This window comes from Actinosynnema sp. NPDC023794 (assembly GCF_040639675.1).
GTDB lineage: Bacteria > Actinomycetota > Actinomycetes > Mycobacteriales > Pseudonocardiaceae > Actinosynnema > Actinosynnema luteola.
The window spans coordinates 93,119-107,038 of record NZ_JBFAFR010000023.1; the positions used below are offsets into that span (position 1 = coordinate 93,119).

The window sequence follows — 13,920 nt, forward strand, 5'->3', positions numbered from 1 at the left end:
GGGTCCCACCCGCCATCAGCCCTCGTTGGGATCGGTCAGGCGCAGGAGCTTGAACGCCTCACCGTGCCCGAACCCGAGCCCGGCCGCCTGCCTGGCGAGCTTGCCGGTGATCCGCGCCCGGAACGCGGCGGTGTCCGATTCCTCGGTCCCGGGGTGGATCCCCATGGAGTTGCGGTACTGGCTGCGGTGCGCGAGCAGCGCCGCCAGCTTCGCGTCGAGGTGCTCGTCCACGTCCTCGACGTGGTCGGGCTCGTCGGCGTCCCACAGCAACATCGCCTCCGCCCGGTGCGGCGGCAGCCGCATCTCGGGGAAGTAGGTGTGGTCCGCCGCCGCGACCAGCGCGTCCGTCAGCAGGAACCCGGCTTCCCGGTGGTCGGTCTGGATCAGGTACCGCCGCCACGGGTCGTGCCCGAGCAGCACGGTCGGCCGACACAGGCGGATCCAGTGGGTCAGCTGCCAGCGCTGGCGCAGCCCGGCGGTCAGCTCGCCGTCCAGCCAGCCCAGGAAGCCGACGTTGTCCGCCTTCCCGCCCAGCGCCACCATGGCGTCCCGCTGTTCGGCCTGGCGGCGCGAGGCCAGCTCCAGGGGATCCGAGGCCGGGTCCCAGGTGCCCTTGGACCCGTCGGTGCAGATGACCGTGTGGATCTCGCTGCCCGCGGCCGCCCACTTGGCCAGCGTGCCGCCGGCGCCGTACTCGACGTCGTCCGGGTGCGCGCCCACGGCCAGCACCCTGGCGGGCGCCGGGAGCCCGTGCGACGGTCGACCGGGGGTTGTGCTCTGGTGGGGCATGGTCCTCCTGTCCGGTTCGAGGGTCAGCCGATGGCCGCGCGCCAGCGGTGCAGCGCGGCGACGTTGCCGAGGGTGTCGTCCAGCGAGACGACCGGCGACTGCGTGCGTCCCGTGGCGAGGCACTCGGCCACGTGGTCGGCCTCGCCCGCGAACAGCGGCAGGTCCGCCACGGCCGGGATCACCTCGCTGCCCCCGGCCGTGAGCAGCCGCACCGCGCCGCTGTCTGCCGTCTGGTCGGCGGTCAGCACGTCCGCGGGGCGACCGCCGGACCAGGGATCCGTGACGACGAGCGCGCCCGCGGTCCCCTCGACCCGCAGCCCCCGTTCGGCGGGCGCGGTCAGACCGGCGCTCAGCTGGGCGACGACACCGGTCGGGAAGCGCAGCAGCGCGGACGCCGACTCGTCCACCCCGGTGGGGCCGATGTGCCCCGCCGCGGCGAGCAGGTCGGGCTCCGCGTGCGACCGTCCCTCGACCGCACCCGCGATCAGCCGCGCCATCGACATCGGGTAGCACCCGAGGTCGTGGATCGCGCCGCCGCCGAGCGCCGGGTCGAACAACCGGTGGCCGGGGTCGCGGGCGGCGTCGATGGTGAACGACGCTCGGATCAGTCGCACGTCGCCGAGCACGCCCTTGGCGACCAGATCGGCGACGAGCCGGGTTTGCGGGTGGAGCCGGTACATGAACCCCTCCATGAGGAAGGTGCCCGACCGGGTGGCCGCTGCCACCAGCGCCCGTGCTTCGTCGGGGTCCACCGCGAGCGGCTTCTCGCACAGGACCGCTTTGCCCGCCTCGATCGCCCGCAGCACCCAGCGCCCGTGCTCGGTGTGCGGAACGGCGACGTGGACGGCGTCGACGTCCGGGTCGGCCAGCAGCTCTTCGGGGGTGCGGTGCGCGACGGGCACGCCGAACTCCGCGGCGAACCGAGCCGTGCGCGCGGGATCACGTCCGGCCACGGCGTGCGGACGGCTCGCCTCGGCCCTGGCCAGGTCCGAGGCGAACAGCGTCGCGGCGTACCCGGTGCCGATGATCCCCCAGCGGAGCCGGGTCACGGCGTCACCTGGTCGGCGGCGTGGACGAGGCCCGCCGTCCGCGTCTTCTCGGCGACGACGTCGGCGAGGATCTCCGGGAGCGTGCGGCTGGGCCGCCACCCGGTGAGGGCGGTGAGCCGGGTGGTGTCCGGAACCCTCCTGCGCATGTCCTCGAAGCCCACCGGGTACGCCTCGTCGTACGGGACCAGGCGGACGGTCGACGAACTGCCCGCCGCCCGGACCACCTCCCTGGCCAGGTCCAGGATGCTGATCTCGTGCTGGGAGCCGACGTTGAAGACCTCGCCGACCGCACCGGGACTGTCCAGCAGCAGCAGGAAGGCGTCGACCACGTCGGCGACGTGCGCGAAGCACCGGGTCTGCTTCCCGTCGCCGTGCACGGTCAGCGGGTCGCCGCGCAACGCCTGGTCGACCAGGCTCGGGATCACCATGCCGTAGGACCCGCTCTGCCGTGGGCCGACGGTGTTGAACAACCGCACCGTGACCGTCTCCAGACCACGCTCGCGGTGGTAGGCGGCGGCGAGGATCTCGTCGACCGCCTTGGCCGTGCTGTACGCCCACCGCGCCACCGTCGGGCTGCCCAGCACGCGGTCGGCGTCCTCGGACAGCGGGAGGTCGCCGTTCTTGCCGTAGATCTCCGAGGTGCTGACCACCACGACCTTGCGCCGGTAGCGGTGGGCGGCCTCGATGACGATCTCCGAACCGCGGATGTTCGTGGTGAACGAGTGCAGCGGCTGCTCGATGATCAGCCGCACGCCGACCGCCGCGGCGAGGTGCACCACCACGTCGCACCGGTGGACCAGCTCGTCGACGACCAACTCGTCGAGCACCGACCCGCGCACGAACTCGAAGCGCGGATCGCGCGCCGCCGCTTCGAGGTTGACCGCGCGGCCGGTCGACAGGGTGTCCAGCGCGGTGACCTGGTCGCCCCGCGCCAGCAGCGCGTCGACCAGGTGCGACCCGATGAAGCCCGCGCCACCGGTGATCAGGTACCGCAATGGCCTGCTACCGGCCGATGACGCAGTCGTTCGACTGTCTGGTGCCATGCTCCACCTCTTCGGAAGGCCGGGGGTGACGATTCAGGTGCGCGCCGCCCTGGCGACGGCGCGCGCGACGAACGACTCGTAGAGGTCCGGTCGGTCGGGAGCCTCCTCGGAGATCGGGGCCCAGCCCACGGCCGCCGCGATGTCCCAGTAGGGGTCGTACTCCGAGTTGTCCCCGGACACCGCCCGGTAGGCGTCGAGGAACCGCTCGGCGACGTCCGGACCGACCGTGCACAGGTTCTCCCGGCAGTGGCCGATGTCCGCGTGCGGGTGTCCCGCGCTCGCGTTCGCCCAGTCCACGACGCCTTGGACGGCGTTGTCGAGCCAGAGCACGTTGCCGGGGTGGTAGTCCCGGTGGATGAACGAGCTGCCCTGCGGCACGGGTCCGATGTGGATGGCGATCGCCCGCTCCCACATGGCGGGGTCCTTCGCCCAGAACGGCGGGCGCAGCTGCACGTCCGCGAAGTACGGGCGGTAAGGGCGCAGGGCCCTGTTCACCGGTGTGCTGTGGATGCCGGGTAGCGGTTCGGCGAGCCCGCGCAGGTAGTCGGCGAGTTCGGCGGCCGGCGGCGGCTTGCGCGGCTCGCCCGGCAACAGCGTCATCAACACGGCGGGCACGTCGCACTCGTCCCCCGTGACGTCGGCGGCGACGAGTCGGGGCGCCGGCACGGGTCCGCCGTCGAGCAACCGGAGCGCGTTGGTCTCGTAGCCGGGCGGATCGCCCTCGGAGGCCAAGTACTCCGGCCGGACATAACGCCGCAGCACCAGCCGGATCGCCGCACCGGACGCGGTGCGTGCGGTCAAGGCGTGCACCGCTGACGTGCTTCCGGCCAACGGTCGCACGTCGAGCACGTCCGATCCACGTCCGACCGCCTTGCGCACCCAGTCCAGCGCGCGTGCCGGCGGGGCGTCGGTGAGTTCCGGCTTCACGACGCCTCCACGACCGCTGCCCGGGGATCCGCGAAGTCGGCGGGAACGAGCGACCTCGCCAGGCTCAGTGCCGTGACGGTGACGTGCCCGGCGGCCAGCAACGCCGCGTCGGTCGGTTGTCCGCCCGGCGGTGGATCGACGCCGGGGCGCATGTCGAGCCGCGCGACGCCGTCGAGGTCGACCAGGTCGAGCACGGCCACGGGCGCGATCGCGGTGTCCCGCACCGCGCGCAGCCGGTCCGACGGCACATCCGGCACGTTGACGTTGAGCACCAACGGCTCGTCCAGCGAGACCAGGGTCGGCACGAGGTCGACGACCACCCCGACCGCGGTGCCCCAGTGCCGGCGCCGGACTTCCTTGTTCGGGTCCACGCCGAGGTGCCAGTGGCCGTCCAGGCTCACCGCCAGCGCCCGGACTCCCCCGATGGCCGCGGTCAGCGCGGCGCCCACGGTGCCGGAGTGGAGCAGGCCGACGCCGATGTTCGGACCGCTGTTGATCCCGGAGAACACCACGTCCGGGCGCGGTCCGCAGGCGCCGGTCAGGGCGACCAGCACGGCCAGCGCGGGAGGACCGGCGACGGCGTAGGTCGGGACCCCGGCCAGGCCGGGCAGTTCCACCGCTCGTGGGCGGAGATCACCGGTGCGCGTGCCCGGGTTGATCGCCGTGCCGGCGCCGCTCCAGTCCGCGGCCGGGGCGACGACGACCACGTCGTCGAACTCCGCGGCCAGCGCGTCGGCGAGGGCGTGCAGGCCAGGTGCCGCCACGCCGTCGTCGTTCGTGATCAGTGCGCGCATGGATCCCCGTTCCTGGGCTCGTCGGCAGCGGCGAGTGCCGGTGGCAACGCGGGCTCGACCTGGTCCGCGCGGCGTCCCGCTCCTCGATCGACTATTCAGAACACCGCGCCGCCGCTGCAATAGTTCACCCGGATCGGCAAGCGAACCGAGGAGGCCCCGTGGACCTGATCAGTCGTCAGCCAACCGGGAAGTGGCCGGGTGTCACCGATTCGAGGCGGATGCTGGCCCGTGCCGAACGCGTGGACGCCAGCTTCACCGGCAGGCCGGGCGTGCTGGGGCGCGACTTCGCCGAACCCGTGTACCCGGTCTTCGCCCGGCGGGCGCGCGGCGCGCGCGTGTGGGACGTCGACGGCAACGAGTACCTGGACTTCATCCTGGGATTCGGCAGCGTGGTGCTCGGTCACGCCGACCCCCGCGTGGAGTCCGCGGTCAAGTCAGAACTGGCCGACGGCGTCGCCCGCAGCCTGCACACCCCGACCCAGCTGCGGCTGGCCGAGCTGCTCGTCGAGACGGCGCCCGGGGCCGAGATGGTGTCGCTGCACCGCACCGGGTCCGACGCGACCGCCGTCGCGGTCCGGCTCGCGCGGGCGGCGACCGGGCGTGCGCACGTGCTGCGCTGGGGCTACAACGGGTGGCACGAGTGGTGCGCGCCGAGGACCAACGGGCTCGTCCCCGGCGCCGCAGACCACGTCGAAACGTTCGAGTACAACGACATCGCCGGGCTGCGCCGCCGGGTCGCGGAGATCGGTGACGCCCTGGCGTGCGTGGTGATGATGCCCTACGAGATCGAGGAACCCGCCCCGGGCTACCTCGCCGCGGTCGCGGAACTGACGCGGTCCCGCGGCGCGCTGTTCATCCTGGACGAGGTGCGCTCCGGGTTCCGGATCGCGCCGGGCGGCGCGCAAGAGCACTTCGGCGTCCGCGCGGACCTCGTCGCCTACAGCAAGGCCATGGGCAACGGGTACGCGGTGTCCGCAGTGGCCGGTCGTCGCGACATCATGGTCCACTCCAGGCGGATCTCCAGCTCGTCCACCTTCTACCGCAGCTCCGACGCGATGGCGGCGGCGGTGGCGACGATCGACGTGGTGCGCACCGGCGAGACGTCCGCGGTGCTGTGGGAGCTCGGCCGCCGGCTCCAGGCGGGCATCGCCGCGGCAGCCGCCGACTGCCGGATCCCGGCGCGGCCGATCGGCTTGGCCCCCACGCCGTGGCTCGAGTTCCACTACGAGGACGATCGGATCAACCAGGTCGCGTCCCAGGCGTTCTACGCCACGACGCTGCGCGAAGGGTTGCTGCTGCACCCGAGCCACCACTGGTTCGTCTGCGAAGCGATGCGGGAGCGGGACATCGACCAGGCGGTGGCGGCGATCCACGCCGGTTTCTCCGCTGCTGCCGCAGCCGTGCGACAGCTGTGACACCGACGAGGCCGTGCGGGGTCGAACCGCGCCGCACGGCCTCGTCGGTGGGCTCAGCCCGCGCTGGCGCAGAGCTGCTCGTCCTCGGCCTTGGTCCGCACCCGGTCGAGCATCGCCAGCCACCCGTCCCGCAGCAACCGCGACGCCTGCCCCCAGCCGGGCAGCGACCGCACCGCCTCCCTGGTCGCGGCCTCCAGCGACCGCCGCTGCTCCTCCGAGCGCAACAGGCGGACCGTGCCGTCGATCGTGCCCTGGTCGTCCTCGGCCACGACCATCGCCGCCCGCGCCTCGTCGGGCAGACCCTGCGCGCCGATGGGCGTCGTGACGACCGCGCACCCCGCCGCCAGCGCCTCCAGGATCTTCACCTTCACGCCGCCACCGATCCGCAGCGGGGCCAGGAACACGTCGGCCGCGGCCAGGTGCGGCCCGACGGACTCCACGGGGCCGGTGACGGTGATGCCGGGACGGCGCGACGCGGCGGCGACCAGCCAGCCCGGCGGATTGGCGCCCGTGAGGACGAGGTTCGCCTCGGGCACCCGGGACCGGATCGCGGGCCAGATCCGGTCGCAGAGCACCCTCGCCGCGTCCGCGCTCGGCTCGTAGCCGAAGTTGGCCAGGTACAGCACTCGCGGGCCGGTCCCGAGCTGCGGCAACGGGTCCGCCACGTGCGGCTCCCGACGGACGTGGTCGGCTCCGTCGGGCGTCCACCGCACGACCGCGTCGGGCAGCCGTGCCTTGATGTGGACGAGGTCGTCGAGGCTGACGGCGCCGCACGCGTCGGCCCGGGACCACGCGGTTTCCTCCTCACGGCGGTCCGACGGGGAGGGTTCGGCGGAGGCGAGCAGGCAGCGCTGCTCCTCCAGCAGGTACTCCACGTTCTGCGTGCCGAGGAACACCGGCACCCGGCAGTCCAGAGGGACGTGTTGCATCAGGTAGTAGCCCTCAACGTGCACCACGTCGAAGTCCGTCGCGGCCAGCTTCGCCGCGATCAGCGCGCGCATGCCGGGGCAGCGGTGCCTGCGCACCTTCTCCGGTGCGGTGTCGGAGTCGACGGGCCGCGAGGCGGGCAGGATCGAGACCGAGGCGCAGTGCCTGACCGCCTCGGCCTCGTGCGCACGGTCCTGCTCGTAGGTCTTCGACACCACGAGCAGGTGCACGTCGGCGTGCTCGGCGAGCTGTCTGATCAGCTCGGCGTCGCGCAGCCGTCCACCGCTGTGCGCCGGGAACGGCAGATGACAGGTCAGGTACAGCACTCGAAGCCGCTCTCGGCGCCAGGCCATCGTCCCTCCTCTGTGGAAATCGGTTCACCTCGTCAGCGGAACCGGACCAGGTGCGACCCGACCGCGATGGCGTCCACACCCATCTCCCGGCACATGTCGACGGCCTCGGCCGGCGTGTTGGCGATGGGCTTGCCCGCGCTGTTGAGGGAGGTGTTGATCACCAGCGGCAGTCCGGTCCGCCGCTCGAAGGCCCGCAGCAGCGCGGCGTAGTGCGGCGCGCTGTCCCCGTCGACCACCTGCGGTCGGGCGGAGCCGTCCACGTGCACCACGGCGGGCACAGCGGGACGGACCTCCGGTCGCACCTCGGCGGCGACGATCATGAAGGGATTGGGCACACCGGCGAAGAACCTGCTGTAGTGCTCGCGGAGCACGCTCGGCGCCAGGGGCCGCCACACCTCACGGCCCTTGAGCTGGTTGATCCGCACCAGGTGATCCCGCCTGCGCGGGTCGCCGAGCAGGCTGCGCGCGCCCAACGCCCGGGGCCCCACCTCGCCGCGACCCTGGCACCAGCCCAGCACCGCGCCCGCGGCCAGCAGGTCCGCGGCGCGCTCGGCCAGCTCGAGGACGCCGAGCTCCTCGGACTCCAGCCCCCGGTCGCGCAGCGCGGTGGCCACCTCCTCGTCGGTGAAGCCCGGCCCGAGGTACGCGTGCGTCATCGGCTCCGGGGAGAACAGGTCCGGACGCGCGGTCCTGCTGACCTCGAGCGCCGCGCCGAGGCCGACCCCGGCGTCGTGCGACATCGGCTGGACGAAGATCCGCTCGAACGGGCCCTCGCGGGCGATGCGCCCGTTGGCGGTGCAGTTGAGCGCCACCCCACCGGCCAGCGCCAACGACGTCAGCCCGGTCGCGTCGTGCAGCTCGCGGCACAGCTCGAGGATCGTCGTCTCCAACGCGTCCTGCACCGACGCGGCGAAGTCGGCGTACGCCATCGGCTCCCCGGTGATGCCGGATTCGTACGGGAAGCAGTGCTCCGCGAAGTACTCGAGCAGTTGCGTGGTGCGTTGCGGGGGCAGCGCACGACCGCGTTCGGTGGCACCGGGCACACCCCGCCACTCCGGGCCGTGCCCGGTGTGGCGCAACGCCACGTCGTACTTCGGCCGGCCGTAGGAGGCCAGCCCCATGAGCTTGCCCGCCGTGCCGTCCTTGGAGTACAGGCCCGCGTACTGGGTCGCGATGCGGTACCACAGGCCCAGCGAGTGCTCGATGCCGTGCTCCCGCAGCACCTCGAACCCGTCCGGACCGCCGCGGAGCAGGGTGGTGGCGGTGTCCTCGCCGCGGTTGTCCATGACCAGCACCGCGGCCTCCTCGAAGCCGCTGGGCCAGAAGGTGCTCGCCGCGTGCGCGATGTGGTGCGGGACCGGAACCAGCGGCGGACGCGTCCCGTCGCCGAAAACCGACTCGGGGAACAGCCGGTCGGGGTCGTCGTAGGGCAGGACTTCGGGGCGCTCGGCCTCGGTCAGGTCCATCCAGGCGGCCAACCGGTCCATGTCCGAACCCAGCGCGACCGCGTCGAGGTCTTCGAGCTTGTACCCGGCGTGGTCCAGGCAGGCGCGCAGCGCCTCGACCGGTGGCTCGTCGATCGCGCGCTTGCGGCGGCTCACCCGCTCCTGCTCGACCACGACGACCACCTCGCCGCCGCGCACCAGGCAGGCGGACGAGTCGTGCGCGCCGTGGTTGAGCCCGGCCACCAGGAAGTCCGCACCGCGCGCGCCGTCGTTCAGTTCGCTCATGGGTTCCTCACCGTCGTGCCGTCGGTTGGCTGATCCGGCCCACCCGGCGGCGTGCGGCGGGCGGACAGGAAGTCGAGGACGTGGTCGGTCTCGGCGAACTCGCACCGGGCGGGCAGCCCGGCGAACGTGGTCCGCTCGAAGTGCCGCGCCACGGCGGACAACCGCAGCGGGTCGGCGCACTTGGACGTGTTCCACCCCACCACCAGGAGCCCGCCCGGCGACAGCACCTCCCGGCACTGCTCGAGCGCCAGCTCCTGAGCGGGCCCGGTGTCGACGCCCCATCCCAGCACGCCGTTGAGCAGCACGCAGTCGAACCAACCGGCCGGGAAGCGTTCGGACACGGCGCAGATGTCGCCCGACCAGTGCCGGTCGCCACCCCACGCCGCGGCCTCCGGGTCCTTGTCCATCGTCCAGAACTCCGTGTCGCCCCACGGGTAGTCGAGGTGGTACGTGCGGGTGTCCGGCACCCGGCTGGTGCCGACGAACAGCACCCTGCGGTGCCGCGCCGCGGCGATGCCGGGCAGGATCCGGCGTTCGAGCAGGCGGCGGTCGGGAACCCGGCGCATCGCCCACCCGGCGAACGCGGGCACGACGGGTGCGTGGAACCGTTGCGGGGTCAGGAGGTCCACCGCTCGGACCACCCGGTGGTAGGTGTCGATGTGCATCGTGGTCGGCTCCCAGCGGGTCAGCGTCGGTGCAGTCGTTGGTAGATCCCGGCGATGCGCCTGCCGACGGCGTCGATGCCGTACTCCGCGGCCGTCGCCCGGGCGATCTCCTCCGGGGAGCCGACGTCCGCGCGGTCGACGAGCCCGGCGATCGCGTTCGCCATCAACCCCGGTTCCCAGAGCGGCACCAGCCGCCCGTTGCGCGGGGTGATGTAGTCCTGGGGGCCGCCGCAGCGGGTGGCCACCACCGGGGTGCCGCACGCCAGGGCCTCGATACCGGCGACGCAGAAGGTCTCGAAGTCGCCGGCCACCACGGCGACGTGCGCGGCGGCGACGAGCGGCGCGAAGTCGGCCTTGTGCTGCCTGCCGTGGAACCGAACGGCGTCGGCCAGCCGCAGGTCGGCCGCCATCGCGCGGAGGCGGCCCAGCTCCGGGCCTTCGCCGATGACGTCCAGGTGCGGGTTCAGACCGCGATCGCGCAGCAGAGCGGTGGCCTGGAGGACTTGGTCGACGCCCTTGTAGTCGACCAGCCGACCGGTCGTGATCAGCCGCAGGCGGCCGTCCTCGGTGGCCGTCGGGCGCAGCCCGGGGTGGAACACGGTGGTGTCGACGGGGTTGGGCACCACCAGGACCCGTGCCCGCGGGGTGAGGTCCTTGATGGCCCTGCGCAGCTCGCTTCCGACGGCGAGGACGGCGTCGGCCCCTTGGTAGACTGCCGCCGCCGACCTGCGCTGCCCCGGAGGCAGTGGCCGGGGGTCGAGGTCCATCACGCGCGACCACTGCTCGGTGACCACCAGCGGAACGGACAGCCGCTTCGCCGCGACCAGCGCCGGGACGCTTTTCGCGGCGATCTGCGCGTGCACGAGGTCGGGTTCGAATCCGCTTCGGCGAATCCGCCGCACTGCGTCGAGAACCGCTCTCACCCGACCGATCGGCCCCGTTCGAGCGCGCCAGGAGGCGGTGAAGACGGGAATTCCGTCCACGCGGGTCGGCGGTGCCGGTCCGGTCACCGGCGGCGCAATGTGCAGGACGGCCACGTCGTGGTGTTCGGCCAGGCCACGCACCTGCTCACGGACGAAGACACCGTCGATCGGGTGTTGCGGAGTGGGGTACCAGGGCGTTGCCACGAGAACCTTCACCGGCGCTCCAGTTCAGTTCTGCGAATTCTCGGTGAGCACTTGTTCAGCCACCGTGGAATCCACCGTAGCCCGAGCAAGGGTGTATGACTATCCCGTCGAGCGCTACGCGCTTCTGCTGTCGCAGTCGCACTCCATTCGCCGAGGGGAAAAGGCTGGATCATGCACATCAATAGCGAGCGGGTAGTGGTGATGGGTCTGGGGTACGTCGGATTGCCGTTGGCGGTGCGCGCCGCCCGGGTCGGGCACCGGGTGGTCGGCTTCGACCCGGACGAGTCGAGGGTGAAGTCCCTGGCAGCGGGGAAGTCCTACGTCGAGGACGTCCCGGATGCCGACATGAGGGAGCTCATCGGAAGCGGGTCGCTCTACCCGACCTCCGACGCGAGCGACTGCTCCGGCTTCGACGTCGCGCTGGTCACCGTGCCGACGCCACTGCGGGAGGGCCAGCCCGACCTCAGTTACGCCGAGGCCGCGGCCCGGACGCTGGGCGAGCACCTGCGTCCCGGCGCGTGCGTGGTGGTCGAGTCCACCACCTATCCCGGCACCACCGAGGAGGTCATCGCGCCGATCCTGGAGAAGGAGTCCGGGCTGACCGCGGGCGAGGACTTCGCGCTCGGCTACAGCCCCGAGCGCATCGATCCGGGCAACCGGGACTGGACGCTGGTCTCGACGCCGAAGGTCGTGTCCGGTGTGGACGCGGCGTCGCTCGACCGGGTCCACCGGTTCTACGACACCCTGGTCGAGCAGACCGTCCCGGTGGGCTCGACCAGGACGGCGGAGCTCGCGAAGCTGTTGGAGAACACCTTCCGGCACGTCAACATCGCGCTGGTCAACGAGATCGCGATGTTCTCGGACGGGCTCGGCGTCGACGTGTGGGAGGCGATCGACGCCGCCGCGACCAAGCCGTTCGGGTTCATGCGGTTCACCCCCGGTCCGGGTGTCGGCGGGCACTGCCTGCCGATCGACCCGTCGTACCTGTCGTGGCGCGTGGAGCGCACGTTGGGCAAGAGCTTCCGGTTCGTCGAGTTGGCCAACGACGTGAACCGGCACATGCCCGACTACGTCGTCGGCCGCGTCACCGCGGCGCTGAACCGGCGCGGCCTCGCGGTGCGGGGCTCCCGGATCCTGCTGTTGGGCCTGGCGTACAAGAAGAACACCGGTGACGCCCGCGAGTCGCCCGCCGTGCGCGTCGCGCAGCTGCTCGTGGACATGGGGGCGGACGTGGCGGGCGCGGACCCGCACGTGGTCGAGCCGTCCCCGCTCGACGGGGTGGTCCGGCGGGTCGACGGCACGGCGGGCGAACTTGCCTCCGCCGACCTGGTCGTCCTGCTGACCGACCACGACGAGTTCGTGCCGGACGAGATCACCCGGCACGCTCGGCACATCTTCGACTGCCGACGCCACCTGTCCGGTGAGCACGTCGAGCAGCTGTGACGCGGAGCCGGATCGGGTCGGGGTGTTCAACCCGGGAAGTCCCGGGTTGAACACCCCGGCTCAGCGGGACTCGCTGGAGATGGTGTTCCTGCGCTCCTCCAGTTGCTCCGAGAACTCCTGCCACGCGCCGGAACAACGTTGTGCGAGCACGGCGATGCCGTCGAGCCAGTGCGGTGGCACGCTGCTGAGCAACCGCTCCCGCACGTCCGCGTCGACCATCTGGAACTCGAGCCAGCGCAGCAGTGCCCGGCCCGGCTCGCTGAACCGCAGCGAGGGGTCCTGGCGCAGGCGTTGGAACAGCACGCGCGCGTTCGGCTCGGCGTGGATCGAGTCCCCGGGCCTCGGTCGGGGCACTTGCACGTCGGGCGCCGCGGCGGGGCGGCCGGTGGGCACGGGGCTGATGCCGCTGCGCACCCGCTTGCGCACGTCGGAGGCCGTGCCCAGCGAGATGCCCGCCTCCTGCGCGATCTGCCGGAGCGAGGCGTTCGGGTTCTCGGCCAGCAGTCGACCCGCCTCCTGACGTCGAGCGGCCGTGTCGATCGGGCGCACCCGCCCGTCCCGGCCGATCCGCGCGGCGGGCTCCGGCACGTCGGTCCAGCCACGGCGCTGCGCGGCCACGGTCTTGGGGTCCAGCCCCACCGCTTCGGCGATCGCGGCGTCGGACCACAGCGGGTTCGCCTTGGCGACGCGGTGCGCCGCCGCCGAGCGGTCGACCAGGGACAGCGGCAACCCGTGCGTGATGTTGATCTGAACGGCCAGCAGGAACGAGTCGTTCGCGTCGCCGTCGTAGAAGTGCACGTCGATCTCACGGTCACCGCGCAGCACCGCCGCGCGTAACCGGTGCCTGCCGTCTATCACCCGCAACGACCCCCGCTGCACCAGGATCGGCGGCAGCGGCTCGCTCAGGTTGGCCAGCAGCCGGACGTGCTCGTCGTTCTCCCCGTCGACCCGGGGCGAGTCGGCAAGCACCAGGGTGGCGATCGGCACCCTTGTGGGCGTCCTGCCGGTGGTGGGCGATGCCCGCGGCACGTCGTGCCTGGTCTGATTGCTCACGGCGTCAAGGTCGGCGGCGTTGGTCATGGCTGAGGCACTTCCACTTCCTCGTCGTCGTAGGGCAGGCCGGCCCGACCGATTCCCGCGCGACACCTGTTCAACGGCGCGAGGGCTCGGTCGTCCCGCCACCCGTTCTCTTGTTCCGAGTTCTGCTGGGGCAGCTGGTGGCGTTATTCGGCGAGATGTCCCTCGCCGGCCTGGTGCTGATTTCGTGCGAAACGATCACGGCCGGGTGTTCGTCGATCCGGGATCGCGACGACAACCTGGCGCCACGCCTCCGGCGGGAGGTCGGTCCGACGGTCTGCGGAACCCGGGTGGCACCGGCTCGTTCAGCTCCGGATCTCGCGATGCTCGCGGTCGGCACCGGCTGTGACCAGGCACGCCTGAGCTCTGATGATCACCGCGTCGCGGGAGCCCGACTCTCGGCCGGCCGCGGTCGACACCCCGCGCGCGGCGAACCACCCCGGTCGGCAAACTCAAGATCACGTGCAACGACCACGTGAAGTCAACCCCCCTTGACCACATTCCGGTATGTCCGATTTGACGTTACCTCACGTCTAAAAGGAGGGACAACCCGGTTCGCGCAGCGGTCTGAATATCCACCC

12 protein-coding genes are annotated in these 13,920 nt (G+C 72.2%); 2 read left to right on the forward strand and 10 right to left on the reverse strand.

The genetic code is table 11. From position 1 onward, the window contains the following. Positions 1 to 15: 15 nt before the first annotated feature. The 5 genes from AB0H12_RS33155 to surE form a co-directional block, all read right to left on the reverse strand. Complete coding sequence (locus AB0H12_RS33155; protein WP_499628346.1) at positions 16 to 789, reverse strand: PIG-L deacetylase family protein; 774 nt, start codon at positions 787 to 789, stop codon at positions 16 to 18. Between the two features lie 23 nt (positions 790 to 812). Next, positions 813 to 1,838, reverse strand: a complete 1,026-nt coding sequence (locus AB0H12_RS33160; protein WP_499628347.1) for a Gfo/Idh/MocA family oxidoreductase — start codon at positions 1,836 to 1,838, stop codon at positions 813 to 815. After that, positions 1,835 to 2,833 carry an NAD-dependent epimerase/dehydratase family protein gene (locus tag AB0H12_RS33165; protein WP_499628348.1) on the reverse strand — a complete coding sequence of 333 codons (999 nt, stop codon included), beginning with the start codon at positions 2,831 to 2,833 and terminating at the stop codon, positions 1,835 to 1,837. Before AB0H12_RS33165 ends, AB0H12_RS33160 begins: the two co-directional genes overlap by 4 nt. Positions 2,834 to 2,914: 81 nt before the next feature. Beyond that, positions 2,915 to 3,808, reverse strand: coding sequence for a phosphotransferase family protein (locus AB0H12_RS33170; RefSeq protein ID WP_499628349.1), 894 nt, complete (start codon positions 3,806 to 3,808; stop codon positions 2,915 to 2,917). Further along, on the reverse strand, positions 3,805 to 4,602 hold the full coding sequence (gene surE / locus AB0H12_RS33175) for a 5'/3'-nucleotidase SurE (RefSeq protein ID WP_499628350.1): 798 nt from the start codon (positions 4,600 to 4,602) through the stop codon (positions 3,805 to 3,807). Before surE ends, AB0H12_RS33170 begins: the two co-directional genes overlap by 4 nt. A 158-nt stretch (positions 4,603 to 4,760) precedes the next feature. On the opposite strand from surE, the gene AB0H12_RS33180 reads away from it, so the two are divergent. Further along, complete coding sequence (locus AB0H12_RS33180) at positions 4,761 to 6,017, forward strand: aminotransferase class III-fold pyridoxal phosphate-dependent enzyme (protein WP_499628351.1); 1,257 nt, start codon at positions 4,761 to 4,763, stop codon at positions 6,015 to 6,017. Between the two features lie 53 nt (positions 6,018 to 6,070). Here AB0H12_RS33180 and AB0H12_RS33185 read toward each other — a convergent pair whose 3' ends face one another. From AB0H12_RS33185 to AB0H12_RS33200, 4 genes are read right to left on the reverse strand one after another with little or no spacing between them, the layout of a single operon-like run. Beyond that, a complete protein-coding gene (locus AB0H12_RS33185) occupies positions 6,071 to 7,297 on the reverse strand; it encodes a glycosyltransferase (RefSeq protein ID WP_499628352.1) in 1,227 nt (408 codons plus the stop codon). Positions 7,298 to 7,329: 32 nt separating this feature from the next. Continuing rightward, entirely contained in the window at positions 7,330 to 9,027 is a 1,698-nt protein-coding gene (locus AB0H12_RS33190) for a carbamoyltransferase family protein (RefSeq protein WP_499628353.1), read from the reverse strand. Beyond that, positions 9,024 to 9,692, reverse strand: a complete 669-nt coding sequence (locus tag AB0H12_RS33195) for a class I SAM-dependent methyltransferase (protein ID WP_499628354.1) — start codon at positions 9,690 to 9,692, stop codon at positions 9,024 to 9,026. Before AB0H12_RS33195 ends, AB0H12_RS33190 begins: the two co-directional genes overlap by 4 nt. Positions 9,693 to 9,712: 20 nt before the next feature. Beyond that, positions 9,713 to 10,831, reverse strand: a complete 1,119-nt coding sequence (locus AB0H12_RS33200) for a glycosyltransferase (RefSeq protein ID WP_499628355.1) — start codon at positions 10,829 to 10,831, stop codon at positions 9,713 to 9,715. Between the two features lie 159 nt (positions 10,832 to 10,990). On the opposite strand from AB0H12_RS33200, the gene AB0H12_RS33205 reads away from it, so the two are divergent. Further along, the gene (locus AB0H12_RS33205; protein ID WP_499628356.1) at positions 10,991 to 12,262 is read left to right on the forward strand and encodes a nucleotide sugar dehydrogenase; all 1,272 of its coding nucleotides are present in this window, start codon (positions 10,991 to 10,993) and stop codon (positions 12,260 to 12,262) included. Positions 12,263 to 12,322: 60 nt separating this feature from the next. Here AB0H12_RS33205 and AB0H12_RS33210 read toward each other — a convergent pair whose 3' ends face one another. Further along, on the reverse strand, positions 12,323 to 13,315 hold the full coding sequence (locus tag AB0H12_RS33210; RefSeq protein ID WP_499628357.1) for a streptomycin biosynthesis protein: 993 nt from the start codon (positions 13,313 to 13,315) through the stop codon (positions 12,323 to 12,325). Positions 13,316 to 13,920: the final 605 nt, after the last annotated feature.